The sequence below is a fragment of the Idiomarina sp. genome (genome assembly GCF_048260185.1).
Lineage (GTDB): Bacteria > Pseudomonadota > Gammaproteobacteria > Enterobacterales > Alteromonadaceae > Idiomarina.
In genome coordinates, this window is the sequence record NZ_JBLXHB010000001.1 from 988,083 (window position 1) to 1,013,433 (window position 25,351).

21 protein-coding genes and 4 tRNA genes are annotated in these 25,351 nt (G+C 46.5%); 9 read left to right on the forward strand and 16 right to left on the reverse strand.

Annotated features, from left to right (window positions below; genetic code table 11):
• Positions 1-186 precede the first annotated feature (186 nt).
• The 6 genes from ACN0RF_RS04870 to ACN0RF_RS04895 are packed head-to-tail and all read left to right on the forward strand — an operon-like array spanning position 187 to position 7,110.
• A complete protein-coding gene (locus tag ACN0RF_RS04870) occupies positions 187-1,143 on the forward strand; it encodes an AAA family ATPase (protein ID WP_034820087.1) in 957 nt (318 codons plus the stop codon).
• Positions 1,143-2,102: a DUF58 domain-containing protein gene (locus tag ACN0RF_RS04875; RefSeq protein WP_114981556.1), complete on the forward strand. Its 960-nt coding sequence runs from the start codon at positions 1,143-1,145 to the stop codon at positions 2,100-2,102. Before ACN0RF_RS04870 ends, ACN0RF_RS04875 begins: the two co-directional genes overlap by 1 nt.
• Complete coding sequence (locus ACN0RF_RS04880) at positions 2,102-2,578, forward strand: DUF4381 domain-containing protein (protein ID WP_417438227.1); 477 nt, start codon at positions 2,102-2,104, stop codon at positions 2,576-2,578. The genes ACN0RF_RS04875 and ACN0RF_RS04880 overlap by 1 nt, the downstream gene beginning before the upstream one ends.
• Complete coding sequence (locus ACN0RF_RS04885) at positions 2,571-3,554, forward strand: vWA domain-containing protein (protein ID WP_417438228.1); 984 nt, start codon at positions 2,571-2,573, stop codon at positions 3,552-3,554. The genes ACN0RF_RS04880 and ACN0RF_RS04885 overlap by 8 nt, the downstream gene beginning before the upstream one ends.
• Complete coding sequence (locus tag ACN0RF_RS04890; RefSeq protein WP_417438229.1) at positions 3,551-5,389, forward strand: VWA domain-containing protein; 1,839 nt, start codon at positions 3,551-3,553, stop codon at positions 5,387-5,389. The genes ACN0RF_RS04885 and ACN0RF_RS04890 overlap by 4 nt, the downstream gene beginning before the upstream one ends.
• Positions 5,383-7,110, forward strand: a complete 1,728-nt coding sequence (locus ACN0RF_RS04895; protein WP_417438230.1) for a BatD family protein — start codon at positions 5,383-5,385, stop codon at positions 7,108-7,110. The genes ACN0RF_RS04890 and ACN0RF_RS04895 overlap by 7 nt, the downstream gene beginning before the upstream one ends.
• A gap of 73 nt (positions 7,111-7,183) precedes the next feature.
• Here the strand turns inward: ACN0RF_RS04895 and ACN0RF_RS04900 are convergent, their stop codons facing one another.
• From ACN0RF_RS04900 to ACN0RF_RS04950, 11 genes are all read right to left on the reverse strand, one after another.
• On the reverse strand, positions 7,184-9,052 hold the full coding sequence (locus tag ACN0RF_RS04900; protein ID WP_417438231.1) for a SurA N-terminal domain-containing protein: 1,869 nt from the start codon (positions 9,050-9,052) through the stop codon (positions 7,184-7,186).
• Between the two features lie 153 nt (positions 9,053-9,205).
• Positions 9,206-9,478 (reverse strand): nucleoid-associated protein HU-beta, encoded by a 273-nt coding sequence (gene hupB / locus ACN0RF_RS04905; RefSeq protein WP_011234253.1) that lies wholly within the window; start codon positions 9,476-9,478, stop codon positions 9,206-9,208.
• A gap of 304 nt (positions 9,479-9,782) precedes the next feature.
• A complete protein-coding gene (lon, locus tag ACN0RF_RS04910) occupies positions 9,783-12,107 on the reverse strand; it encodes an endopeptidase La (protein ID WP_034820068.1) in 2,325 nt (774 codons plus the stop codon).
• A 121-nt stretch (positions 12,108-12,228) separates the two neighbouring features.
• Positions 12,229-13,500 carry an ATP-dependent protease ATP-binding subunit ClpX gene (clpX, locus tag ACN0RF_RS04915; RefSeq protein ID WP_417438232.1) on the reverse strand — a complete coding sequence of 424 codons (1,272 nt, stop codon included), beginning with the start codon at positions 13,498-13,500 and terminating at the stop codon, positions 12,229-12,231.
• A gap of 28 nt (positions 13,501-13,528) precedes the next feature.
• Positions 13,529-14,149 carry an ATP-dependent Clp endopeptidase proteolytic subunit ClpP gene (gene clpP, locus ACN0RF_RS04920; RefSeq protein WP_011234256.1) on the reverse strand — a complete coding sequence of 207 codons (621 nt, stop codon included), beginning with the start codon at positions 14,147-14,149 and terminating at the stop codon, positions 13,529-13,531.
• A gap of 99 nt (positions 14,150-14,248) precedes the next feature.
• Positions 14,249-15,550, reverse strand: a complete 1,302-nt coding sequence (gene tig, locus ACN0RF_RS04925; RefSeq protein ID WP_011234257.1) for a trigger factor — start codon at positions 15,548-15,550, stop codon at positions 14,249-14,251.
• A 180-nt stretch (positions 15,551-15,730) separates the two neighbouring features.
• Positions 15,731-15,958, reverse strand: a complete 228-nt coding sequence (locus ACN0RF_RS04930) for a hypothetical protein (RefSeq protein WP_034820065.1) — start codon at positions 15,956-15,958, stop codon at positions 15,731-15,733.
• 100 nt (positions 15,959-16,058) lie between these two features.
• Positions 16,059-16,135 (reverse strand) — tRNA-Pro (locus ACN0RF_RS04935).
• Between the two features lie 27 nt (positions 16,136-16,162).
• Positions 16,163-16,238: transfer RNA gene (locus tag ACN0RF_RS04940), tRNA-His, on the reverse strand.
• Between the two features lie 26 nt (positions 16,239-16,264).
• Positions 16,265-16,341 (reverse strand) — tRNA-Arg (locus tag ACN0RF_RS04945).
• A 28-nt stretch (positions 16,342-16,369) separates the two neighbouring features.
• Positions 16,370-16,446 (reverse strand) — tRNA-Pro (locus tag ACN0RF_RS04950).
• On the opposite strand from ACN0RF_RS04950, the gene ACN0RF_RS04955 reads away from it, so the two are divergent.
• Together ACN0RF_RS04955 and folD are read left to right on the forward strand one after the other, a co-directional pair.
• Positions 16,419-16,598, forward strand: a complete 180-nt coding sequence (locus ACN0RF_RS04955) for a hypothetical protein (protein WP_082815444.1) — start codon at positions 16,419-16,421, stop codon at positions 16,596-16,598. The genes ACN0RF_RS04950 and ACN0RF_RS04955 overlap by 28 nt on opposite strands.
• A gap of 88 nt (positions 16,599-16,686) precedes the next feature.
• Complete coding sequence (folD, locus tag ACN0RF_RS04960; RefSeq protein WP_034820064.1) at positions 16,687-17,547, forward strand: bifunctional methylenetetrahydrofolate dehydrogenase/methenyltetrahydrofolate cyclohydrolase FolD; 861 nt, start codon at positions 16,687-16,689, stop codon at positions 17,545-17,547.
• A gap of 3 nt (positions 17,548-17,550) precedes the next feature.
• Here the strand turns inward: folD and ACN0RF_RS04965 are convergent, their stop codons facing one another.
• A complete protein-coding gene (locus tag ACN0RF_RS04965; protein WP_417438233.1) occupies positions 17,551-18,285 on the reverse strand; it encodes a TadE family protein in 735 nt (244 codons plus the stop codon).
• A gap of 111 nt (positions 18,286-18,396) precedes the next feature.
• Positions 18,397-21,015, reverse strand: coding sequence for a type I DNA topoisomerase (gene topA, locus ACN0RF_RS04970; protein WP_034820062.1), 2,619 nt, complete (start codon positions 21,013-21,015; stop codon positions 18,397-18,399).
• A gap of 296 nt (positions 21,016-21,311) precedes the next feature.
• On the opposite strand from topA, the gene astB reads away from it, so the two are divergent.
• A complete protein-coding gene (gene astB, locus ACN0RF_RS04975; RefSeq protein WP_417438327.1) occupies positions 21,312-22,655 on the forward strand; it encodes an N-succinylarginine dihydrolase in 1,344 nt (447 codons plus the stop codon).
• 34 nt (positions 22,656-22,689) lie between these two features.
• On the opposite strand, the gene purF is transcribed toward astB, so the two are convergent.
• The 3 genes from purF to ACN0RF_RS04990 form a co-directional block, all read right to left on the reverse strand.
• Positions 22,690-24,207 carry an amidophosphoribosyltransferase gene (purF, locus tag ACN0RF_RS04980; RefSeq protein ID WP_034820059.1) on the reverse strand — a complete coding sequence of 506 codons (1,518 nt, stop codon included), beginning with the start codon at positions 24,205-24,207 and terminating at the stop codon, positions 22,690-22,692.
• A gap of 14 nt (positions 24,208-24,221) precedes the next feature.
• Positions 24,222-24,716, reverse strand: coding sequence for a CvpA family protein (locus tag ACN0RF_RS04985; protein WP_011234264.1), 495 nt, complete (start codon positions 24,714-24,716; stop codon positions 24,222-24,224).
• 89 nt (positions 24,717-24,805) lie between these two features.
• A complete protein-coding gene (locus tag ACN0RF_RS04990; RefSeq protein WP_417438234.1) occupies positions 24,806-25,351 on the reverse strand; it encodes an SPOR domain-containing protein in 546 nt (181 codons plus the stop codon).

Genomic DNA, 25,351 nt, shown 5'->3' on the forward strand with positions numbered 1-25,351 from the left:
TACTGGTCTGACCACAAATTATGTTACAAATTCTAGCCCGTAATAGAGCAGATTAAAACCACCGTTTTCGGTAAAGTATGCTGTATAGATTGAAATTTCGGAACAAAGACAGCATTGTTGCTGTCATTGCTATGCAGTACTGACAGCATAGTCAGTTTTCGCTGATAACGACAGCCTGGAGTAAACATGACCGCGACAGCGTTTCAAAAGCTACAAAATTACCTGAATCGGCAAGTGCTTGGACAGCCGGACTTCACTCAAAACCTTTTAATTGCCGTATTGGCTGACGGCCACCTGCTGGTAGAGGGCCCTCCCGGCCTGGCTAAAACCCGTGCAGTACAAGCTTTAGCAAAAGGTATTGAAGGCGACTTCCATCGGGTGCAGTTCACTCCCGACTTATTGCCCGCCGATTTAACCGGTACCGACATTTTTCGTCCCGAAACTGGACAGTTTGAGTTTCAACAAGGCCCTTTGTTCCATAATTTAATTCTGGCCGATGAAATTAACCGAGCCCCGGCAAAAGTTCAGTCAGCATTACTGGAAGCTATGGCAGAGCGACAAATAACTGTCGGTCAACGCAGCTACCCACTTTCTGATCTTTTTATGGTGTTAGCAACACAGAACCCGCTGGAGCAGGAAGGAACTTACCCGTTACCTGAAGCCCAGCTCGACCGTTTTTTATTGCATTTAAAACTCGACTATCCGGATGCCGAGACCGAACAGCAAATTCTGCGCCTAACCCGGGGAGAAGCCCTGTCAGGTGATCTTGATATGCCTACGCCATTAACGCAAAAGCAGTTATTCGACGCGCGCCACGAAGTCCTGCAGTTGTATTTAGATGATGCAGTCGAAAACTATCTGGTTCAGTTGATTATCGCGACACGTCAGCCGCAGCGCTACGACCAGAACCTAGCACAATGGATAGGTTACGGCGCCAGCCCTCGCGCCACTATAGCGTTGGAGCGCTGCGCCCGCGCTAAAGCCTGGCTCGACGGTCGCGATTTCGTCACACCTGACGATGTTATCAGCGTGTTCCATAACGCTTTACGCCACCGTATTATTTTGAGTTATCAGGCGGAAGCCGATGGCGTATCACACGATCAGGTTCTTGATACAATACTGAAACTTGTACCGGCACCATAATGTTAAAAGCTGAAGTTGAACAATGGCTTAAGCAGTTGCACTGCGATGGAGTCAGTCCCGGTATTCAGGAACTTCTTTATTATCGCAGTAAAATTAATGCGTTTGCACGCCACCATAAAAGTCTGCCGCGCTCAAGCCAGACCGGCCCCCTGCTAAGTAAGAGCCGGGGGCGCGGAATGGAGTTTGATGAAGTACGGCATTACCAGCCCGGTGATGATATCCGCTCCATTGACTGGCGGGTAACCGCGCGAACCGGTAAAGCTCATACCAAGCTCTATCGTGAAGAAAAAGAGCGCCCGGTATTTATCTGGGTGGACCTTTCTTTAACCCAATTATTTGGTAGCCAGTTTGTATTTAAATCTGTGCAGGCTTGTCACTTAGCCGCAGCCCTGGCCTGGCAGGCACAACACAAAGGCGACCGTATTGGTGGGCTCATTGGCAACGGTTGGCAACATCAGGAGTTAAAACCTATAGCCAGACAAAAAGGCGTTTTACGTTTATGTCATGCACTTCTGGAAGTTCATAAAGACAGCCTGAAGCGTTGGCAAGACAAGCAAAAACAGCAACAAAACACGCTGGATGATAACTTAAAACGCATACGACAACTGGTTAAGCCCGGCAGCAGCATTCATGTTATCAGTGATTTCTATAACGCAGGCGAACGCTTTCTGGATGGTTTGCGCGTGCTATCCCAGCATAATTCGGTTCGTTGTTTTGGGCTTTACGACCCTATGGAGCATGAGTTGCCTCAGGGGTACTCGTCTCATCCGCTGGCAATTACCGATGGTCAGCAACAAGTCAGTATAAATCTCGCTGATCAGCAACAAAGAAAAACATACCAAAACGCCGCTGAGCTTCGTTGGAGCAGTATTCAGCAAGAGTTCAGGAAGCGGAAGTTGTCTTTAACACCTATATCCAGTGCTTTACCATTGGAACAGCAATGGGCAGAGGTAAAATAATGCAGCAACCGTCATTAGATAAGCTTAATGATATTGTCGAGCCAGGGGCAGCGAGTTGGTGGCCGCCGTCATGGCCGGCAATTGCTATTGCCGTTGTACTACTGGCTGGCATCGCTTTACTTATTTTCTGGTTAGTTCGGCGTCGACAGCAGTCACGCGTGCGCAAAGCGGCTATCAGGCAGTTGCAGCAAGACAGAAATATGAGCATCGAAGAGCTTACTATATTATTGAAACGCACGGCGCTGGCGTATTATCCCAGAAAGGTCGTTGCGGAAAAACACAGTCGTCAATGGATAAGCTTCTTGCTCATTCCTCTGTCAGGCAAGGAAAAGACAGCTTATGAACCCCTGCTTAACGAGGCCAATAAAAACTTTTATGGTATTGCTGATAATAATTTTAATCGACATTACTACGAACTCGCTCGCCTGTGGCTGAGTAAAGATTTGAGCAAGCAACCCGGAGCCGAAGATGTTTGAATTTGCCTGGCCGTGGATGTTTTGCCTACTCCCCTTACCCGCCATTATCTGGAAATGGTTTCCGGCCGTACGAAAAAGTAGCTCGGCTATACGCCTTCCCAGTACTTACGGCTTAGTTAGCGGCAGTCAGAGCTCTGGTAAACGCTGGTTATTGTTACCGCTGATGAGTTTATGCTGGATCATGCTGGTCGCTGCGGTGGCTAAGCCTCAATGGTTGGGCGAGCCGCTCGCAATTCGAGCCGAAGGAAGAGAAATTATGCTGGCTGTAGACTTATCCGGCAGTATGGAAATTGCAGATATGCAATTGGAAGGCCGCTCAGTGAACCGTCTAACCATGGTTAAGCACGTTTTGAGCGACTTTATTGAACGCCGCGAAGGTGACAGGCTCGGACTGATTCTATTTGCAGACACGGCCTATTTACAGACTCCCATGACTTACGACCGCAATACTGTAAAACAAATGCTCAATGAATCTGTACTCGGCTTAGTGGGTGAACGCACCGCAATAGGAGACGCTATTGCTTTGTCGGTGAAGCGCTTTCGTGACGACGAAGAATCGAACCGGGTACTGGTATTACTAACCGACGGTCAAAACACAGCGGGGAATTTAACTCCGGAGCAGGCTCTTGAGCTGGCTCAGGCTTACGATGTGACGATTTACCCTATCGCGGTAGGTGCTGAAGAAGTAGTAGTTGATAGCTTTTTCGGGCAACGGCGAGTTAATCCAAGCCGTGATCTGGACGTACCGTTAATGCAAAGTATCGCTAAACAAACTGGTGGTAAATATTTCCGTGCCCGCAGTACCAGTGAGCTCGAAGAAATTTATCAACGCCTGGACAAGCTGGAGCCTATTGCCGGTGACCCTCAGCAACTAAGGCCCCGAGTCAGTTTATTTTACTGGCCATTAGCAATCAGTTTTCTTCTGTTTATCGCGCTAGCCTTGTTGCACTATCGCCCATGGGGGAGACGTTCATGAACGAATTTCATTTATTGCGTCCCTGGTGGTTGTTGGCTTTAATTCCGGTCGTACTGCTGTACTGGCGTTTACTCTACAGTCAGAAACATCAGGCAGGATGGCATCAATGGCTACCCGGCCACCTGTCAAAAGTATTGGTTAAGTCAGGGTCACAACCGTCTCTCTGGCCTGCCCACCGTTTTCTGTTAATTTCAGTTCTGGCAACACTGGCTCTTAGCGGGCCTACCTGGGAACGACTGCCACAACCGGTTTACCAGCTTGAATCGGGACAGGTTGTGATTATGGACATGTCGCCATCGGTTTTAGCCGATGACATTTCACCCAATCGCTTAACCCGAATGAGATACAAAGCCATTGATTTAGTCCGGGCAGGACTTGATGGTGACACAGGTCTTATCGCTTACGCCGACGATGCTTTTATCATCAGTCCGCTGACTGCCGATAACCGTAATTTAATGAACCTCATTCCCTCACTCTCACCCGACATTATGCCGGCGCAAGGCAGTGAACCTCAGTTAGCTCTGGAACTGGCTGACGAGTTATTAAAGAATGCGGGCTACCCGCAAGGCGATATATACTGGCTTACCGATGGCATCAGTAGTAGCGAACTCAACCAGCTCAGTAGTTATTTGCGCTCTATTGAGCATCGGGTTTCTATTCTGGCGGTTGGTACTGAAGAAGGTGCCGCAATCCGCGATAGCTCTGGCCGTTTATTAAAAGACGACAATCAGGTCATTATTGCCAAAACTTATCCTTCGCGATTATCTGATCTGGCTTCTATTACGGGTGGAGCCTTCTCATCAGTAACCGCGGACAACAGTGATATTGATAAACTGATAAACCAGGCGCCATTGACGCGTGAAGGTAAAGACGGTGATGAACAGCAACAAGGAGACGCATGGCGTGATATGGGCCCTTACGTTGCACTCTTTATCTTACCTATTATGTTATTTAGCTGGCGTCGGGGCAGTCTGCTAAGCCCAGTGTTAGTCTCTATGTTATTGCCTTTAATCGGCTTCACTCCAAGTGTTCATGCTCAACAGGAGTCCGTCTGGCAGAAACAACTGCTGAATCAGGAGCAACGCGCACAGCGTTTATATCAGGAAGAAGAATATCAACAGGCTGCTAACCTTAGTGAGACGCCTTTTCGCCAGGGTTCAGCGCTCTACCGCGATGGTGACTATGAAGCTGCCGCCGAGGCTTTCTCTCAGGACGATTCAGCAGAAGCGCAATACAATTTAGGTAATGCTCTGGCTCAGCAGCAGCAATACGATGCAGCAATAGAAGCTTACGACAAGGCGTTAGAACAACGGCCTGACTGGTCACGGGCAGCCGAAAACAAGCAGCTTGTCGAGCAATTACAACAACAGCAGGAGTCCGAAGACTCCGGCGACTCGGACGAATCCTCAGATGAGTCAGATTCCGATAATAACGAATCGGATAAAAATTCTGAGCAAAGTGGTGACAGCGAAGAGCAGCAAAGTAATCAATCCAACAGTAATGATGGTCCTCCTAACCCTGATGAGCAGGGCCAGCAGGATGGAGAGTCTGATCCGGAGCAAAAAGAAAAGGAGCAGGAGTCATCTCAGGAGGAAATGCAAGAGCAACAGAGCAAGGATCAAGACACCGAAAGCGCAGAAGAATCCAACGAGCAACTTCAACAGCAAGTGCGCGAGGGCGATATTGATCCTGAAAAAGCCCAGCAATTGGAACAATGGATGAACCGGGTGCCTGATGACCCGAGTATACTGCTACGTAATAAAATGCTTCTGGAGAGCCAGAAACGGCGTCAGCGAAGAGCCTCAGAACCCCAGGGAGAAGATAAAAAATGGTAAGAGTATGGCGACACATTATCTTATTGATAAGTTTTTTGCTCGTGAGTCAGCTTGCTCACGCTGATGTCTCTGAAGTTACCGCAACGGTCGATCGCAATCCGGTTACGGCCAACGAGTCCTTTGTTTTAACGGTAACCGTTGACGACGATGTGGCTAACGACAGCTTTTCGCCATCTAAACTACTAAAAGATTTTGTTGTGGGCAGAACTTCGGTTAGCCGCCAGACGTCAATGATTAACGGAAAACTAAGCAAACAGACGCGCTTTACAACCGTACTTATTCCTCAGTCCGCCGGGGAATATAAAATTCCCGAAATTAGTATAAGTGGGGTTTCATCGGCTCCTATTTCACTGCAAGTTCTGGAGCCAGGCAACAACCAGGATAACGAACAGAAAGTCGCTTTCCTTGAAGCTCGGGTCGACAGTCAGCAAGTCTATTTACAGCAACCTATTACCTATGTTGCGAAGTTATTTCTTGCTGCCGACTTGAACAAGGGAAACTTAATACCGCCTGAAGCAGAGAATGCCGACATTCAGCAAATAGGCAGCGATGAAGAAAGCACTGAAATGGTGAATGGCAGGCGCTACAAGGTTTATCAGCGTATTTATCAAATAACGCCAAGCAAGTCCGGTTCTTTAAGTATTACAGGAGCCCGGTTCGATGGTGAAGTTTTCACTCAGGGCCAGCGTTCTATCTTTTCATCTTTTTCCAATACGCAGCCTGTCAGCACCATTGCTGAAACTATAGAGGTTGAGGTTCAGGCCGTTCCGGATAATTGGCAAGGCCATTGGTTACCCAGCGAGCTTGTCAGTGTTTCTCAGTCTGTTTCTCCTGAACAAGACAGTTACACCGTAGGCGAACCCTTTACGGTTTCTTATATGCTGACCGCGGTTGGTGTGAAACCAGAGCAATTACCGGACATTCAACCCGAATTTCCCGATACGGTAAGAGTTTATCCGGATGGCGACGAGACGGATCAGTTTAGCCGTAACGGCGTTATTATTTCGCAAAAAACAATAAGCTTTGCAATAGTTCCTAATCAGCCTGGACCGTTAAAAATTCCGGCGCTAAGCATCCCCTGGTTTAATACTAAAACAGGCTCACCTGCATCGGCTAAAACCAAAGAGCTTAACTTTTCTGTCGCAATGGGTGACGGCATGCAGTCTATTCCGTCGCCAAATGATAATGCCGAAGCTCCTGCTGCTGAAAAGCAACCAGAAAAGGATGAGAAGCAGGCTTCAACTGAGGTGAAAACCCAGTCAGCTGAATGGAATACCTGGGTAATAAGCTTACTTGCCCTTGCATTGGTTATTTCGCTCATACTAAACGCTTACCTTCTTTGGCATAAAGGCACAATCTCTCAGAATAGAGTATCGTCGCGTAAACCGGAAGAAACACCGCGTAACCTCAATAAAGACAAGTTCTGGAGAGAATTTCAGCTTGCCTGCCGTAACAATAATGCGCAAGAAGCAAAAGACTCTCTATTAGAGTGGGCAACCCGATATTTTAAGCGTTCGTTTAATAGCTTAACAGAGCTGTCCCAATACCTTTCGATAGAAGCTGCCTGCTCAAGCTTGCAGCAAAGTCTCTACCATCCGGGAGCTACCACCCCATGGCAGGATGGTAAAGTGCTTTATAAAGAGGTTAAAGCCTCTATAGAGAGTAGGAAAAATAAAACAACAACCAAAAACGTGCTGCCTAATTTATATGGCAATGGTTGATAAAACTTTCCGCAATAGCAATAAAAAAGCTCAGACTTTTTACGGTCTGAGCCTTTTTCTTCGATATTAACCTTTACCGAGTTGATAAACGTTGAATATCTGCGTCCGTTTTTAAGTTATTGATGAACGCTTGTAACATAACCTGAGCCTGACGATTCTGCATCTGACTCTTTAACTCATCAAGCTGGTTGTCGTCAGCATTTCCCGGAGAAACGTCGGTCAACGCGACCACAGCAGCATCGCCATTTGGCAAGGCAACCGTATTAAAAACACTCTCGTCGCTGGCTGAAGGAGACATCGAAAACAACTCTTGTATTATGGCTCGCGGATATTCGCCGCTATTCCGCTTTACGCTGTCAACCCAGACAATGTCGTCACTGACGTCATCGCCGTTTTCCCATGCCTGCATCCATTCTTCTGCCTGCTCGAGTGCCAGTTGCTGCGCTTTTTCTACGCGCAATTGTGAAACGATTTGTTCACGAACTTCGTCCTGATCCTTTACACGTTCTGGTTGATGGTCCGTTACGCGCACAACAAGAGAGCGGTCATCCGGCGTCTCAATGATGTCACTATTCAGTTTCTCTTTAATTAACTCTTCCGAAAATAAGTTATTGAGAATCACATCATCACTTAATGAAGTAGGCGCTCGCTCACGAGTAAATAAATCGGAGCGGCGTACAGTAGCACCAATTTCTTCTGCGGCAGGTTCTAAAGTGTCAGGTTGTTCAAAACTAATTTCCGCTAGTTTTTGTTGTTTTTCGAAATAGCGGTCTTCCGCTTTTTCGGTCAACAGTTGCTGACGCACTTCGTCTTCCACTTCGCTAAATGGTGTGACTGAGCCTTCGCGTAAATCAGTCAGCTTAATAATGTGGTAACCAAAACTGGTTTCCACAATACCGGATAAGTCGCCAACATTCTCCAATTCAAAAGCAGCGGCATCAAAGTCTTCATCCATCATACCGGCTTCTATCCAGTCAAGATCGCCGCCCTGCTCTGCCGAGAACGTGTCATCTGAATAAGTCTGCGCTACTTCCGGGAAGTCCGCACCTTGTTCAAGTTCAGCGAGCGCTTCTTCAGCTTTCTCTTTGGCGTTATCCGTATCAAACTCAATCAGAATATGAGACACATGGCGCTCTTCTTCCGTTGAATATTGTTGCTGACGTTCATCATAGTACTGACGTACTTCTTCATCTGAAATTTCGACTTCAGACTCAACAGCAGCTAACGAAAGCTCCACATAAGCAACGCTAAGCTTTTCCTGAGTCCGGAACATATCTTGATTTTGCTGATAGAAGTTTTCAATATCCTGATCTGCAATCTCTACCTGTTCTTCGAATTTCTCATTGCGAGCAACCAGAAAGCCCCCTGAACGAGATTGACTCTGTAAACGCATAAAGGCTATAGCTTCAGGCTCCAGTACGAACTCAGTTGCAGACAGCCCGCGTAGCAATTGGTTTCGTGTCATATCTTGCTGCATAACCTTAGCAAAAGCTTCAGGGCTGTAGCCGGCATTACGTAACGCCATCAGATAAACATCGTTATCAAATTGTCCAGCCGTACGAAATTGAGAGATATCGCGGATTGCAGCTTTTACCTGCTCAGGCCCCACTCTCATTCCGTTATCTTCGGCGTATTGCACTAAAAGCTCTTGTTCGATGAGTTGCTCTAATACTCCGCTACGTAAATTACGCATATAATCTGGATCGGAAGTAATAGCAGAAAACATATCACCAAACTGCTCTTGCAAGCGGCTACGCTCATTCTCATAAGCACGATCGTAGTCACTACGAGGAATTTCTTCTCCATTAACTTTTGCGACAGCATCTTCTGTGTCACTAGTGATATAACCACCAACACCCGCTAATGCAAAAGTTAGAATGATTAACACAAGAATGGCCTTAGCAGTATAACTCTGCGAGCCTTCCCGAATCCGCTCTAACATAATAAGGCTTTCCTTATTTAACCTGAATAAACAACGTCACATTATAAGGTGATTCGTCTTAAAACTCACCATTCATACAAAAAAATAACCCGAGGTTTTATAAACCTCGGGCTACTATTATTATTCTTTAAAAAAAGCGCTAATGCGCTTTGATTAATTTACTGCGTCTTTCAGTGCTTTACCTGCTTTAAAAGAAGGAACTTTAGCAGCAGCGATCTGGATAGTCTCACCCGTTTGAGGGTTACGACCAGTACGAGCAGAACGCTCACGCACGCTAAACGTACCGAAGCCAACTAATGCGACTTGGTCATCTTTTTTTAGAGCATCAGTTACTGCATCGATCATAGAGTCCAGAGCACGACCAGCAGCAGCCTTAGAAATATCTGCACCTGCCGCGATTTTGTCAATAAGCTGAGACTTGTTCACAGTATCATCCCCTTAGATTGTTATTATCAAGTTTCCGTGGTTCCATTCGGATTTTAAAATGGGCCAGAACGGTTATATCAAGCTTGATTTAATTGTTCAAGCACCATTAGTCCAAATGGCTTTCCTATCCAGCTGTTCGTATGTCATACATGTGAATCAGCTATAAACTCTAGGCTACCACAGTCTTTTAGATTGAAAACCCTTTTTACTCACTTTTTAACGAAAAAATGCGGTCTGAAGCATGATTTCTCATCCGCAGGCCGCATTCTAGTGCTTGAATATGACTTTAGTATTAATCCGCTGGTTAATCCTTAACCAAGGCGACATCCAATACTTCATCAATCCATTTTACCGGCTGAATCACTAAATCTTCTTTTACGTTATCAGCGATTTCTTTTAAGTCGCGTTCATTCTCTTTCGGAATTAACACATGCTTAATTCCGCCACGATGAGCAGCCAGCAGTTTTTCTTTTAAACCACCAATGGCCAGCACTTCACCGCGCAATGTAATTTCACCCGTCATAGCAACATCTGAGCGTACAGGTTTACCGGTTAACGATGAAACCATAGCTGTCACCATAGCGATACCGGCACTGGGCCCGTCCTTAGGTGTAGCGCCTTCTGGCACATGCACGTGAATATCGCGTTTTTCATGGAAATCTTCCGCAATACCCAGCTTGTCAGCACGGCTACGAACCACTGTCAGAGCAGTCTGAATCGACTCCTGCATAACATCACCCAGGGAACCGGTGGTGGTTGTCTTTCCTTTACCAGCTACATTAGTAGCTTCGATAGTCAGCAAATCTCCACCAACTTCAGTCCATGCTAAGCCAGTGACCTGACCGACTTGATTCGCTTCTTCAGCTTTGCCGTAATCAAAACGTTGTACGCCAAGGTAGTCGCTCAGATTATCGCCGGTAATCTCAACATGTTTTATCGATTTATCCAGCAAAATTTGCTTAACCGATTTACGGCACAAACGTGACAGCTCTCGTTCGAGGTTACGCACGCCGGCTTCGCGTGTGTAATACCGGATAATGCCAATAATCGCACTGTCCTGAACCGTTATTTCTTTTTCTTTTAAACCGTTACGGCCAATTTGCTTGGTTAACAAATGTCGCTTCGCAATATTCAGCTTCTCTTCTTCGGTGTAGCCCGACAAGCGAATCACTTCCATGCGGTCTAATAATGGCGCTGGAATATTCATACTGTTAGATGTCGCCACAAACATGACATCCGACAGGTCGTAATCCACTTCAAGATAATGGTCATTGAAATTAATGTTTTGCTCAGGATCCAGCACTTCAAGCAATGCTGAAGCCGGGTCACCACGCATATCAGCCGACATTTTGTCTATTTCATCTAACAGAAACAACGGATTGCGGACACCAACTTTTGACATTTTCTGGATCAGTTTACCCGGCATAGAACCAATATAAGTGCGACGGTGACCTCGTATTTCTGCTTCATCGCGCACGCCACCTAACGCCATGCGCACATACTCACGCCCCGTAGCCTTCGCTATCGATTGTCCAAGCGACGTTTTACCGACACCCGGAGGACCTACTAAACAAAGGATTGCACCTTTCACTTTGGTGGTTCGTTGTTGTACCGCAAGATACTCAATAATACGTTCTTTAACTTTCTCTAGCCCGTAGTGGTCAGCATCTAGCACTTTTTCAGCGTGAGCTAAATCTTTCTTGATACGCGAACGCTTTTTCCACGGGACCGATACCATCCAGTCGATATAGCCGCGCACGACAGTTGCTTCTGCTGACATAGGTGACATCATTTTTAATTTTTGCAGCTCAGCTTCAGTCTTTTTCTTCGCTTCTGCCGGCATCTTAGCGTCATCAATTTTCTTCTGTAACTGCTCAAATTCATCGACGCCATCTTCGGTTTCACCCAGCTCTTTCTGAATGGCTTTCATTTGCTCATTCAAATAATATTCGCGCTGGCTTTTTTCCATCTGCTTTTTAACACGACTACGAATGCGCTTTTCTACCTGCAGAATATCAATCTCACCTTCCATCAGAGCCATCAGGTGTTCGATGCGCTCCCGAATGTCAGTAATTTCAAGAATGGCCTGTTTTTCTGCAAGTTTCAGTGGCATATGAGCAGCCATGGTGTCCGCTAAGCGATCACCGTCTTCAATACCAGACAAAGAGGTCAGTACTTCCGGTGGTATTTTCTTGTTTAACTTTACATAGCCTTCGAACTGATTCAGTGCAGAACGAATAAGAATCTCTTCTTCTTTTTCCGGCAACTCTTCCGCGGCCAGGTAATGAATACTGGCCTGGAAGTATTCTTCGTTATCCTGCAATTCATCCAGTTGCGCCCGCTGCTTACCTTCAACCAGCACTTTAACGGTGCCATCGGGTAGTTTCAGTAGCTGTAGAACCGTCGCAACTGTACCTACCTGATAAATATCCTCAGTAGTAGGTTCATCCACAGAAGCGTCTTTCTGAGCCGCCAGAAAAACTTGTTTATCTTCATCCATAGCGGCTTGTAAGCATCGAATCGACTTTTCCCGACCGACAAACAGTGGTATCACCATATGCGGGTATACCACGACATCTCTCAACGGCAGAACCGGCATCGTTAATTGTTCGGTGCGCTCTTCGCTCATTAAATTCTCTCCCGACCTAGGTTTACTTTGTAATATGCGGTCTTTACCTGAAAGTTCAATCCTTGACAGAAAAAAAGGGCCTTTCCGGCCCTTTTTTGAACACTTTTAATACAGTTTCGGATTATTCGCCCGAAGCCTGCTTATTTTTCTGCTGATTCGCGTAAATTAGAATAGGATCGGATTCACCAGCGATTACCGACTCATCCACCACAACTTTCGCGACCCCTTCAATAGAAGGCAGTTCATACATAGTGCCCAGCAGAACACCTTCAACAATGGAACGTAGACCACGAGCACCTGTTTTGCGAGCCATGGCTTTTTTCGCGATAGCTCTTAAAGCATCTTCACGAAATTCCAACTCAACGTCTTCCATTTCGAACAAAGCTGAATACTGTTTGGTTAACGCATTTTTTGGCTCACGCAAAATTTCAATCAACGCTTCTTCATCCAGCTCATCTAGCGTGGCTACAACCGGTAAGCGACCAATGAATTCGGGAATCAAGCCATAGCGAACCAAATCTTCCGGTTCCACTTTAGCAATGATTGCCCCTTCTTCATTTTGCGTCTTACTCTTCACTTCTGCGCCAAAACCAATACCTGTTCCGGTAGACAAGCGTTGCTCGATAACTTTATTCAAGCCAGCAAAAGCACCGCCACAGATAAACAGAATTTTTGATGTATCGACTTGCAGAAACTCTTGTTGAGGATGTTTCCGACCACCTTGTGGCGGCACAGAAGCAACGGTTCCTTCAATCAGTTTCAGTAAGGCTTGTTGTACACCTTCGCCACTGACATCGCGAGTAATCGACGGATTGTCCGACTTACGTGAAATCTTATCAATCTCATCAATATAGACAATGCCGCGCTCTGCTTTCTCAACGTCGTAATCACATTTCTGTAAAAGCTTTTGAATAATGTTTTCAACGTCTTCGCCAACATAACCCGCTTCGGTTAATGTTGTTGCATCTGCCATAGTAAATGGCACATCCAAATAACGCGCTAAGGTTTCAGCCAGGAAAGTTTTTCCTGAGCCTGTCGGACCAATTAGCAGGATATTACTTTTGCCAAGCTCAACTTCCTGCTTGGCTGAACCGCGTAAGCGTTTATAGTGATTATAAACGGCTACCGACAACACCTTTTTGGCGCGATCCTGACCAATAACATAGTCATCCAAATGCTTACGGATAGCTTTTGGCACAGGCAACTCATCCTGATCCGGAACCGGAGACAGTTGATGAATTTCTTCTTTTAGAATGTCATTGCATAGCTCAACGCATTCATCACAAATGAATACGGACGGTCCTGCAATAAGCTTCTTAACTTCGTGCTGACTTTTGCCACAAAAAGTGCAATATAGCGGCTTATCGCCGTCACCTTTGGACTGATCCGTCATGCTTTTCTCCTAACTGCTCTGCGCCAACTCAGGACTCTTCGCCACGCTGACGTAAAATACCATCAACCAGGCCGTAATCGATTGACTCTTCTGCCGATAAAAAGTGATCGCGATCAGTGTCTCTGGCCACTTTCTCGTAATCCTGACCTGTGTTCTCCGCTAACATACGGTTTAAGCGCTCTTTCAGATCCAAAATTTGTTTCGCATGAATTTCAAAATCTGACGCTTGTCCCTGGAATCCACCCAAAGGCTGGTGAATCATCACTCGGGAATTAGGTAAACAATAACGTTTACCCTGAGCACCACCAGCCAATAGGAACGCGCCCATACTGGCCGCTTGGCCCATACATACCGTGCTAACATCCGGCTTAATAAAGCGCATGGTATCGTAAATAGCCATACCAGCTGTCACTACCCCACCAGGCGAATTAATGTAAAGGTAAATGTCTTTATCAGGATTATCTGATTCTAAAAACAGTAGCTGAGCCACAATGAGATTGGCCATGTGGTCTTCTACCTGACCACAACAAAAAATAACACGTTCTTTTAAAAGACGTGAATAGATGTCGTAAGAGCGCTCACCTTTCGAAGTCTGCTCGACGACCATAGGGACTAGCTGTGCCATTGGATCCTGAATATCGCTCGACATGTTTTATAAAGCTCCTGAAATAAAAATGGCTCGTATGAGGTCATACGAGCCATTAAACCAAGCTGTAGCGGGACCCGTCAAGGATTCCGTTACACGAGATTACTGCTGCTTCGGATTCATGATGTCATCAAAGCTCGCTTTTTTATCTTTAACCGAGGCTTTTTCCAACACGAATTCGATTGCTTGCTCTTCCAACGCTAAGTTACGAACTTGCTGCATCATATCGTTGTTTGACTTGTAGTATTCCACAACTTCCTGTGGGTCTTCATAAGCAGAAGCTGCGGTTGCGATGATTTCATCTACTTTCTCATCATCAGCTTTAAGCTCGTTACCACGAATCACTTCACCTAATAACAAACCGACTTTAACACGCTCTTTCGCTTGTTCTTCGAACAGCTCCGCCGGTAAGTCAGGCATTTGTTCAACATTACCACCGAAACGTTGAGCAGCTTGCTTACGCAACTGGTCAATTTCCTGGTCGATCATTGATTTAGGCAGTTCAACGTCGTTGTTTTCAACAATACCTTTCAGTACCTGTTCTTTAACTTTTGCTTTCACTGCGTTTTTCAGCTCGCGTTCCATATTTTTGCGAACTTCTTCTTTCAACGCTTCAACACCGCCTTCTTTCACACCGAACAATGCAACGAACTCATCGTTTAGCTCAGGCAGGTCACGTGCTTCAACTTTCTTAGCGGTTACCACGAATTGCGCTTCTTTACCTTTCAGGTTTTCAGCGTGGTAGTCTTCCGGGAAAGTGACTTCGATAGTCTTTTCTTCGCCTGCTTTAATTCCTTTGATTTGATCTTCAAACCCAGGAATCATACGACCTTCGCCCAGTTCAAGCGCGAAGTCGTCAGCTTTACCGCCTTCAAATTCTTCACCGTCGATAGAACCAACGAAATCCATAGTGACACGGTCACCCTTTTTGGATTTACGCTTAACTTCTTTCCAGTCAGCGTGTTGTTTCTGCAACGTTTCCAGCATGTTGTCGACGTCTTTCTCGGTGACTTCAACAGCAGGCTTTTCAACTTTTACTTTGTCCAGGTTCTGTACTTCTACTTCTGGATACACTTCGAACGTAGCCGTGAACTCAAGATCTTTACCTGGCTCATTGACTTTAGGTTCAATTGCAGGTGCGCCAGCAGGGTTCAATTTTTCCTGCATAACAGCTTCAAAGTACTTACTTTGCATGATACTTGATGCTGCACGTGAACGGGCTTCGCGACCAAACAGCTTTTGTAATACGTTTGGTGGAATTTTTCCTTTGCGGAAACCATTCACACGACGATGGCGATATTCTTCTTTTAATAAGCGTTTTACTTCGCTATCAATTGTATCTGCCGGGACTGTAACAGTCACACGACGTTCTAAACCTTGAGTTGTCTCTACAGAAACCTGCATTGCTTCATTACCTCGGTTTCAATCAATGAATGTTACTCGTATCAACTTATCATTATAAAAATGAGATACGGCAACGGCGTTGACCTTTAAAAATGACGCAGCATTATAGCGAGGTGACCGCCCGGAGTCGAGCCCCCGAGCGGCAATTTTTAGGCTTCACTTTAACGGAAGGAAAAATAACTAAGATTTGTCTTTAAGCTCAAGGAGTAGATTGTTGATTTCGCCCAGTTTATCCGGTTTTTCCCCGGCCATGTTTTCCTGATCGGCGACTTCAGTTTCCAGCTCATCATAACGCCACTGCGTCAGCACTTCGATTTTCTGCTCGTTTGAAAGCTCAGAATCGTTTGCCACGTCTTGCGGAGAATCAAACGCTTCAGCGGGATTCTTTAAACTTTTCTTAAAGTCCATAACAATAGCTCCAGCCAAGGATTAACAATAAAATCTTTTGATTAAGTATTAAGATAAATGTAGCAGTAGTGACTGAAAAGAAAAAGGGGAATTAGTGTAATGGTCGGCGATGCAGGATTTGAACCTGCGACCCCTTGGACCCAAACCAAGTGCGCTACCAAACTGCGCTAATCGCCGATATACAGGATGTTACTTCAAAAGAAATGGGGTGGATGATGGGACTTGAACCCACGACAACCGGAATCACAATCCGGGGCTCTACCAACTGAGCTACACCCACCACTGAGTGATTTCTTTGGCGCGTTATGGCGCACCCGGCAGGATTCGAACCTGCGACCCACGGCTTAGAAGGCCGTTGCTCTATCCAACTGAGCTACGGGCGCATATCGAACCAGTAAACCGTCAAGAGAATGGTCGGCGATGCAGGATTTGAACCTGCGACCCCTTGGACCCAAACCAAGTGCGCTACCAAACTGCGCTAATCGCCGAATTTCTCCGAAAGCCGTGTCAGACGCAGCTTTTAAAAACGCTATTGCTGGTCGACAACGGTGGCGAATATTACCTGCTGAAGACTGACCCGTCAAACTTTTTTTCGGTTATCGGTACCGACTGGCTACTTTTGCAACAACCTGATGACTAAACCAACAACCGGTGACATTCAGGGCAGAAAAAAGTTACAATGAGGCTTATATATCACCTTGAATTCTCTCATCTTTGGGAACGTCATTATGCCAGCTCAAATTATCGATGGTAAAACCATCGCTGCCACTGTTCGCCAGGCGGTTAAACAGCAAGTAAAAGAACGCATTGATTCCGGCTTACGGGCACCGGGGCTAGCTGTTGTCCTGGTCGGAAGCGACGCCGCTTCAGAAGTTTATGTGGGCAACAAGCGCCGTGCCTGTGAAGACGTTGGTTTTCGCTCGTTTGATTACGACTTGCCAATAACCACAACACAGCAAGAACTTGAGAAGCTCATTGAAGAGCTGAACGATGACGACGCCGTAGATGGTATTTTAGTTCAGCTTCCGTTGCCTGCGGGTCTGGATGCCACGCCGATTTTAGAACGAATTCGCCCGGATAAAGATGTCGACGGTTTCCACCCTTTCAATATCGGACGCTTGTCACAACGCATCCCTGCTTTGCGCCCCTGTACCCCCAAAGGCATTATGACACTGTTAGAACACACACAAGTCGACTTACATGGGTTAAACGCAGTGGTTGTCGGCGCATCGAATATTGTTGGTCGTCCAATGAGCCTGGAGTTATTACTGGCCGGAGCAACAACCACGGTGTGCCATCGCTTTACCAAAGACTTATCCGATCATGTAAAGCGTGCCGATATCGTCGTTGTTGCAGTAGGCAAGGCGGAGTTCATTCCCGGAGAATGGATTAAGCCTGGCGCCATTGTTATAGATGTAGGAATGAATCGCCTGCCCGATGGTCGGTTAACCGGTGACGTAGAGTTCTCTGTCGCTGCCGAAAGAGCTGGCTGGATCACTCCAGTTCCCGGTGGCGTTGGTCCCATGACAGTTGCCTCGTTAATTGAGAACACATTACAGGCCTGTGTCGATTATCACGACGTTCGTTAAGTTTTATTGCTGTCGGTAGCCGCTTAACATGACATGTTGAGCGGTATTCGATAACCCCCACAACGGTTTATCGAATAAAGTACTGCGGCCTGCACAGTAAGTCGCGGCTTTTGAATCTGAGAGTAAACTCTGTGTTGCTGCCAGAAAATCAGCAGCAATTGGAATTTCCAATGGCAAGCACCAATAAGTTTCAATGACCAGAACGCGTGCCTTATGCCATTCCTCCGAAGCATTATCGCCAGCCCGGGCATGATAATGGTCGACCGAAATTTCCAATACATCTTTTTGCAATTCGTTATCCCAACGCCAGTCGGAAAACTGGCGAAAGTCATCAGTACTGGGCGAGAGAACCTTTAATTCTCCAAACCGCGAGAAATGCATTCGCTGTTTAGCTATCGCCTCAGCTGCGGCGGCTATTTTGTTATCTATGTCCAGTTGTGGTTTTAAACCGGCCATTCCTGACGCCAGCGTGTTCACCATGGCGTTATTGTTGCCATGATTAAGACTTCCCGCTCTTACTGCATACTGATTCGCTACCGTGAGTGTTTGCTGCGCCCACCAAATAAAGAGCGCCTGAACAAAAGTAAAAACGCAGGCGACAATAACAGGCCAGACGACCAGCAGCTCAACACTCGCCTGCCCGGATTGTTTTTTCAGTATTTTAACGGGGTTCAGAAAAGAAAAACCCGCTGCCGGAAAAGCAGCGGGAAGTGTTATGCTCAAGCGAGACAATAACATGAGGACCTCCGTGTCCGGTGTGCCGTGTCCTTCAATAGACACGGCACTATGTTAGTTCAGCTTTTATCTTTTAACTATTGGCAAAATGAGTGTTTGTTCGTAAGTTTTTAGCTACTTTTCCTCAACTTTCCATTTACCGTTACGGTAGAACGCCTTCCACCCTGTTTGTTTCTTCTTAATTTCAGTTACAACGTACTGTTCTTTATTCTTTCTTGAAAAACGAACAATAGCATCATTACCGTCATCATCTTCCTTGGGTGCTTCTGCCAGGTACTTAAATTTTTCCGGTAAACGATCTTTAAACTGAGCCAGCTCTTTTACCGTTACCGCGCGTGTTTCTCTGGATTTAGGGAAGGTATTGGCCGACAGGAAAATACCGGAGGCACCGTCTCTTAGCACAAAGTAAGCATCCGACTCTTCACAAGGCAATTCCGGTAACGGCACAGGGTCTTCTTTCGGTGGCGCAGCTTCCCCGCTGCGCAGTAATTTCCGGGTGTTTTTGCACTCACTGTTGGTACAACCAAAATATTTACCAAAACGTCCCGTTTTTAACTGCATTTCAGAACCACACTTATCGCATTCAATGGTGGGTCCGTCATAACCCTTAATGCGAAAAGTCCCCTCTTCAACCAGTTGGCCGTCACATGTTGGGTTGTTACCGCAAACATGAAGCTTACGCTTTTCATCAATAAGGTAACTGTCCATTGCGGTGCCACATTTAGGACAACGCTTTTTGGCCCGAAGCGCTTCAGTTTCACGCTCTTCCTCGTCAGTCACCTCTATAGCTTCTTCGCCCGGCGTCAGGTTAAGCGTTTTAGTACAACGCTCTTTGGGCGGTAGGTTATAGCCAGAACAGCCAAGGAATACTCCCGTGGAAGCTGTTCTTATTCCCATTTTGCGACCACATTCAGGGCAGTCGATATCGGTAAGAACCATGCTGTTCTCGCGCATACCGCCTTCGGTCGGTTCCAGTTCTGCTTTTTCCAGACGCTCTTTAAAGTCGGCATAAAACTTATCCAGAGTCTCTTTCCAGTTCCGCTTTCCGGCAGCAATATCATCCAGAGCCTGTTCCATTTCCGCCGTAAAGTTATAGTTCATTAGCTCAGTGAAGTTCTCAACCAACCGGTCATTGACAATTTCACCCATTTTCTCAGCAAAGAACCGACGGCTCTCAACCCGAACATAACCGCGATCCTGAATGGTAGAAATAATGGAAGCATAAGTTGATGGACGACCAATGCCCCGCTTCTCCAGTTCTTTGACTAAAGAGGCCTCGCCATAACGCGCCGGTGGCTTAGTAAAATGTTGTTCCGGGTTCAGTTTCTCCAGCTGTAATGCATCGCCTTTTTTCACGTCAGGCAAGGTCGCATCACCGTCTTTTTTACTACTGGCCGGAGGCATCACCTTAGTCCAACCGGCAAACCGCATAACGCGTCCGCGAGCTTTCAATTCAAAATCGCCGGCGGTTGCAGTCAAGGTGGTACTGTCGTACCGAGCCGGTACCATTTGACAGGCTACAAACTGACGCCAGATAAGTTCATACAAACGCTGGGCGTCTCTCTCCACAGAAGATAAAGATTCAGATTTAACCTTCACATCTGACGGACGTATCGCTTCGTGCGCTTCCTGCGCATTACTTTTTGCACCATAGCGAACAGGAGCATCCGGTAAATAATTTTTACCAAAGTCCTTGGTAATTAATTCACGACAGGCATCAACAGCCTCAGAACTTAAATTGGTTGAATCGGTACGCATGTACGTAATGTGACCCGCTTCATACAGACGCTGAGCCATCATCATGGTTTTCTTAACACCAAAACCTAACCGGGTACTGGCAGCTTGCTGCAGAGTCGAAGTAATAAAAGGTGCGCTGGGTTTGCTGGACGTTGGCTTATCTTCACGCCCAGTAATTTCATAGCCGGCTTTTTTCAGTAGCGCTAAGGCTGCGTCCGTTTCCTGTTTATTGGACGGCCGGAAGTTCTTACCGGCCTGCTTCATCACCTGCATGCGCAGAGACTCGTCTACTGGCGTATTCAGGTCTGCATGGACGTCCCAGTACTCTTCCGGCACAAAGGCTTTAATTTCGCGCTCACGTTCAACCACAAGCCTTACAGCAACAGATTGAACACGTCCTGCTGACAATCCTCGGGCGATTTTCTTCCACAACAGGGGCGACACCATAAAACCGACGACCCGATCCAGAAAACGTCGGGTCTGCTGCGCATTAACCCGGTCGGTGTTCAGCTCTGCCGGATGCTCGAAGGCCTCCTGAATGGCTTTTTTCGTTATTTCGTTAAACACCACGCGTTTATAACGCGAGTCGTCACCACCAATAAGTTCCCGCAAGTGCCAGGCTATCGCCTCTCCCTCGCGGTCCAAATCCGTTGCCAGAATAATTTCATCTGACTTTTTGGCTAACTGTTTTAGCTCTTTAACGACTTTTTCTTTTCCCTGCAGAACCTCGTAATGCGCTTCCCAGTCATTTTCCGGGTCAACCCCCATACGAGCAATCAGTCGCTTATAATCACGTTCTTTCTGGTATTTTGCCTTAGCATCCGGCGACATTTTGCGTACTTCCGCAGCCGGCTTACTCTTTATTGTCTCAGTGGCACGGGTAGGCAGATCACGGACATGACCAACACTGGACTTAACGACAAAGTCCTTACCTAAATACTTATTAATCGTTTTGGCTTTTGCCGGAGACTCGACAATGACGAGCGATTTTGCCATAGAATAATCGTTCTCTTGTTGTAGATGACCGTGTATATACGTGCTAACAGTAACAATTACAAGTGCAATTGCTCTTTAGCGGCCTTTTTTAGGTATATCGGTTATCGCTTGCAGAAACAACCGCAACTCGGTTATTTGATAAAAATTCGCACAAGTTAAATAAACAGTCACAATTAGATTCGAACGCCAAAGTCCAGAAAAATAAAGGCTTTCAAGGCAGTTTTAAAACAGTATAATGGAAATTAAGTTTCTATTTTCAGGTGCACGACACGTGCAGGGAGTATCGAAAAGTGAGCATGCAACACTTCGAAGTCAACTACGACGGTTTGGTTGGCCCAACCCATAATTACGCTGGACTGTCATTCGGCAACGTTGCCTCTTTAGCTAATGCAAAAGCAACTTCCAGCCCCAAACATGCTGCCCTGCAAGGCCTGAAAAAAATGAAAGCCTTGCACGATATGGGAATGAAGCAAGGCGTGTTAGCCCCACAGGAACGTCCGGATATTTTTGCATTACGTCGCCTGGGCTTCAACGGCACCGATTCCGAGGTGTTGTACCGTGCAGCAACCGAAGCGCCCGCAATATTTCAGGCCGTTTGCTCCGCTTCCAGTATGTGGACAGCCAATGCCGCGACAGTTTCGCCCAGTGCAGACACCGCCAACGGGAAAGTACACTTTACCCCGGCGAATCTGACCAATAAGTTTCACCGTTCCTTAGAGCCACAAACCAGTGGTCGTATTCTACAGGCAATGTTCAATAATGGTCGTTATTTTGAGCATCACACCCACTTGCCGGACAATGAACACTTTGGTGACGAAGGTGCCGCGAACCACACCCGTCTGTGCCGTGAATATGGTCATGCCGGAATTGAGCTCTTTGTTTTTGGCCGTTACGCCTTCGACAGTTCCAAGCCAGCGCCTAAGCGCTTTCCGGCAAGACAGACTCTGGAAGCCTCTCAGGCAATAGCCCGGTTGCATGGTCTAAGTGAAGACAACACCGTTTACATTCAGCAGAACCCCGATGTTATTGATCAGGGCGTATTCCATAATGATGTTATTGCGGTCGGTAATCAAAATGTGCTTTTTTATCACGAGCAGGCTTTTACCGATACAGAGTCGAAATTAGCTGAAATTCAACGTAAATTCGGCGAACATCCGCTACATTTCATTAAAGTAGCTACAGAACAAGTGAGCATTCAGGACGCAGTAAATACCTATTTATTCAATACTCAGTTAATTACACCGCCCGACGGCCAAATGACCATTATCGCGCCTACAGAGTGCCAGGAAAATGATAATGTCCGTTCCTATCTTGAGCAGTTGACGCAAAGCGCTGACAGCCCAATTAAGCGGGTTGAGTACTTCGATGTGAAACAGAGTATGCGCAACGGCGGCGGCCCCGCCTGCCTGCGTTTGCGTGTTGCTTTAAACGATGAAGAAATAGCCGGTGCAAACCAGAACTGCCTAATGTCTGAAGGGCTATTTAATCGCTTAAATCAGTGGGTAGAGAAGCATTACCGTGATGAGTTAGCGGTAGATGATTTACGTGACCCTGCGTTATTGGAAGAATCGCGCACGGCACTTGATGAATTAACACAAATTATGAAGCTGGGTTCGGTGTACCCATTCCAACAAGACTGAGCGCCAGGCGCTCAGTCTTTCATTTCAGAATGAATTAATCGTTGTCGTTGTGAAGTTCGAGGTTGGCGTCTTCTGAACCGTCACGATCGGACCTTGCAACGTCATTACGTGCCGCATGCAAACGATCCAGATACTCCTGACTCACATCACCCGTTACGTATTCACCACTGAATACCGACGTCTCGAAGCGCTTAATTGAGCGATTCTCTGCTCCTACGGCATCAATCAAGTCGTCAAGATCCTGGTAAATGAGCCCATCAGCTTTAATCATGTCACGAATTTCTATAGCTTCACGTCCGTGACCAATTAACTCGTTAGCACTTGGCATATCAATGCCGTAAACGTTCGGGAAGCGAATTTCCGGAGCCGCTGATGCAAAATACACTTTCTTCGCACCGGCTTCACGAGCCATTTCAATTATCTGCTCTGAAGTTGTTCCTCGTACAATTGAGTCATCAACCAGCAGAACGTTCTTACCACGGAATTCCGCGCTAATAGCATTTAACTTGCGGCGTACTGATTTACGGCGCTGAGTCTGCCCAGGCATTATAAAGGTGCGGCCAATATAGCGGTTTTTCACAAAGCCCTGACGATAAGGTAAGTCTAGCACGCTGGCTATCTCTAAAGCGATATCACAGCTGGTTTCGGGAATTGGAATAACAACGTCGATATCAAGATCGGCATAGTCACGTTTCAGCTTTTCGCCCAGCTTACGTCCCATATTAACCCTTGATGCATACACCGAAATACCATCGATAAATGAATCGGGACGAGCAAAGTAAACGTACTCGAAAATACACGGGCAATGCATAGGTTTATCTGCGCACTGACGCGAATACAATTTGCCATCGTTAGTGATATAAATGGCTTCGCCGGGCTCGACATCACGCACATATTTAAAGCCGGTGCCATCAATGGCAACGCTTTCAGAGGCAACAATATACTCTTCGCCGTCTTCGGTATCGCGCTTGCCCAGCGCTAACGGACGAATGCCCCATGGGTCACGAAAAGCTACCATGCCATGACCCAGGATCATTGCTACCACGGCATAAGCACCGCGTACCTGACGATGTACAGCGGTCATAGTGCGAAAAACATCTTCTTCGCTCAGCGTTAAGCTCTCATTTTTATCCAGCTCATTGGCAAAAACGTTCAGCAAAATTTCCGAGTCTGAAGTGGTATTAATATGGCGACGAGCCGTTTGAAACAAATGCTCCTGAACGTCTGCAGCATTGGTTAAGTTACCGTTATGCGCCATGGCAATACCAAAAGGCGAATTAACATAGAATGGCTGAGCTTCTGCTGAGCTCGAACTTCCGGCCGTAGGATAACGCACATGACCAATACCGACGTTACCTGACAACCGGTGCATGTGACGCGTATGGAACACATCCCGTACCAGTCCGTTGGCTTTTCTCAAACGCAAAGTACAGTGTTCATCAACTGTCATAATACCAGCGGCGTCCTGGCCACGATGTTGAAGCATGGTTAACCCATCGTAAAGCGCTTGGTTAACAGGTTGCTTACCAACAATACCAACAATACCACACATGTCTTTTCACCTTTTTATACAGGTTGAGGGACTAAAAAACTGGAGCTGTTTTCCAGATAACTGAAAAACCACTGAATAAATACACCGAAATGGGGAATTAACACGGACTCCTTCCACCAGTCACTGGAAGATAACGTAGTAAAGGAGTCAATAAAGAATAATAACGCACTGACAATTAGCACTCCGCGTAAGGCGCCAAACACCAGACCAAGTACCCGGTCGGTTCCGGACAAGCCAGTGTGATGAACTAATTGAGAAAGAATATAGTTGATAATAGCGCCCAGAATAAGTGTCGCTACGAATAGTGCGGCGATAGCGGCTGCGTTTCTGACCAGCGGATCACCAATTTGGGTAAAGTATACCGCAAGATCTTCGTAGAACTGACTAGCGATGAAAAAAGCTGCTATCCAGATGGCCAGAGATACGGCTTCTTTAACGAATCCTCTTACCAGGCTGATAAGCGTAGAAAGGCCAATAACAATGATAATGGCGTAGTCAATCCAGAGCATAGTGACTCACAATTGCTGAGCTAAAGACGCGGGCGATTTTAACAGAATGCGATTCATAATGTGATTTCTTTTCGCATATATTGCAAAACTTATGGCCGGTAGGTAATGACCTTACCTTCAAGACCGGTTAACTCTTTTAATGGCGTTAATTGCTTTTCAAGTTCTGATTTAGACGTATCCGGACCAACCAATACACGGATTAAAGAGCCGCCTGAGGCTTTTTGTGAGTATGCGGCAAAGCCCTTTGCCTGTAACTGCGAAATTAACCGTTTAACACTGTCTTCCTGACTAAAAGCACCTAACTGAATAACCCAGGCTTTACCATCGGCAGCAAACTCAGTAGGTTCCCGTGGTGGCACCTGAACCTCGTTATCTTCGTTAACGGGAGCGGCCTCGTCTGCTGTCTTCTCAACATTTGATGACGCTTCTTCAACTGTAACGGGCTCTGCTACTGTTGTATCTGAGAGAGTTTCAGGTTTCTGCAGCTGCTCCTCTACTGCGGGCTTTAATGGAATGGTTTCCATTGGTTCCACAGGCCCTTTCTTTTCGCCATCAAGCACATCCGGAATAATGATCACGGCTAACGCCACAAGTATTAAAGTGCCAACGAGACGATTTTGCAGAGGACTGGACAA

Excerpts from the sequence above, each read along its gene's own strand:
- ACN0RF_RS04870 (WP_034820087.1), top strand. The coding sequence starts at position 187 with ATGACCGCGACAGCGTTTCAAAAGCTACAAAATTACCTGAATCGGCAA.
- ACN0RF_RS04875 (WP_114981556.1), top strand. The coding sequence starts at position 1,143 with ATGTTAAAAGCTGAAGTTGAACAATGGCTTAAGCAGTTGCACTGCGAT.
- ACN0RF_RS04880 (WP_417438227.1), top strand. The coding sequence starts at position 2,102 with ATGCAGCAACCGTCATTAGATAAGCTTAATGATATTGTCGAGCCAGGG.
- ACN0RF_RS04885 (WP_417438228.1), top strand. The coding sequence starts at position 2,571 with ATGTTTGAATTTGCCTGGCCGTGGATGTTTTGCCTACTCCCCTTACCC.
- ACN0RF_RS04890 (WP_417438229.1), top strand. The coding sequence starts at position 3,551 with ATGAACGAATTTCATTTATTGCGTCCCTGGTGGTTGTTGGCTTTAATT.
- ACN0RF_RS04895 (WP_417438230.1), top strand. The coding sequence starts at position 5,383 with ATGGTAAGAGTATGGCGACACATTATCTTATTGATAAGTTTTTTGCTC.
- ACN0RF_RS04900 (WP_417438231.1), bottom strand. The coding sequence starts at position 9,052 with ATGTTAGAGCGGATTCGGGAAGGCTCGCAGAGTTATACTGCTAAGGCC.
- lon (WP_034820068.1), bottom strand. The coding sequence starts at position 12,107 with ATGAGCGAAGAGCGCACCGAACAATTAACGATGCCGGTTCTGCCGTTG.
- clpX (WP_417438232.1), bottom strand. The coding sequence starts at position 13,500 with ATGACGGATCAGTCCAAAGGTGACGGCGATAAGCCGCTATATTGCACT.
- clpP (WP_011234256.1), bottom strand. The coding sequence starts at position 14,149 with ATGTCGAGCGATATTCAGGATCCAATGGCACAGCTAGTCCCTATGGTC.
- tig (WP_011234257.1), bottom strand. The coding sequence starts at position 15,550 with ATGCAGGTTTCTGTAGAGACAACTCAAGGTTTAGAACGTCGTGTGACT.
- ACN0RF_RS04930 (WP_034820065.1), bottom strand. The coding sequence starts at position 15,958 with ATGGACTTTAAGAAAAGTTTAAAGAATCCCGCTGAAGCGTTTGATTCT.
- folD (WP_034820064.1), top strand. The coding sequence starts at position 16,687 with ATGCCAGCTCAAATTATCGATGGTAAAACCATCGCTGCCACTGTTCGC.
- ACN0RF_RS04965 (WP_417438233.1), bottom strand. The coding sequence starts at position 18,285 with ATGTTATTGTCTCGCTTGAGCATAACACTTCCCGCTGCTTTTCCGGCA.
- topA (WP_034820062.1), bottom strand. The coding sequence starts at position 21,015 with ATGGCAAAATCGCTCGTCATTGTCGAGTCTCCGGCAAAAGCCAAAACG.
- astB (WP_417438327.1), top strand. The coding sequence starts at position 21,312 with ATGCAACACTTCGAAGTCAACTACGACGGTTTGGTTGGCCCAACCCAT.
- purF (WP_034820059.1), bottom strand. The coding sequence starts at position 24,207 with ATGTGTGGTATTGTTGGTATTGTTGGTAAGCAACCTGTTAACCAAGCG.
- ACN0RF_RS04985 (WP_011234264.1), bottom strand. The coding sequence starts at position 24,716 with ATGCTCTGGATTGACTACGCCATTATCATTGTTATTGGCCTTTCTACG.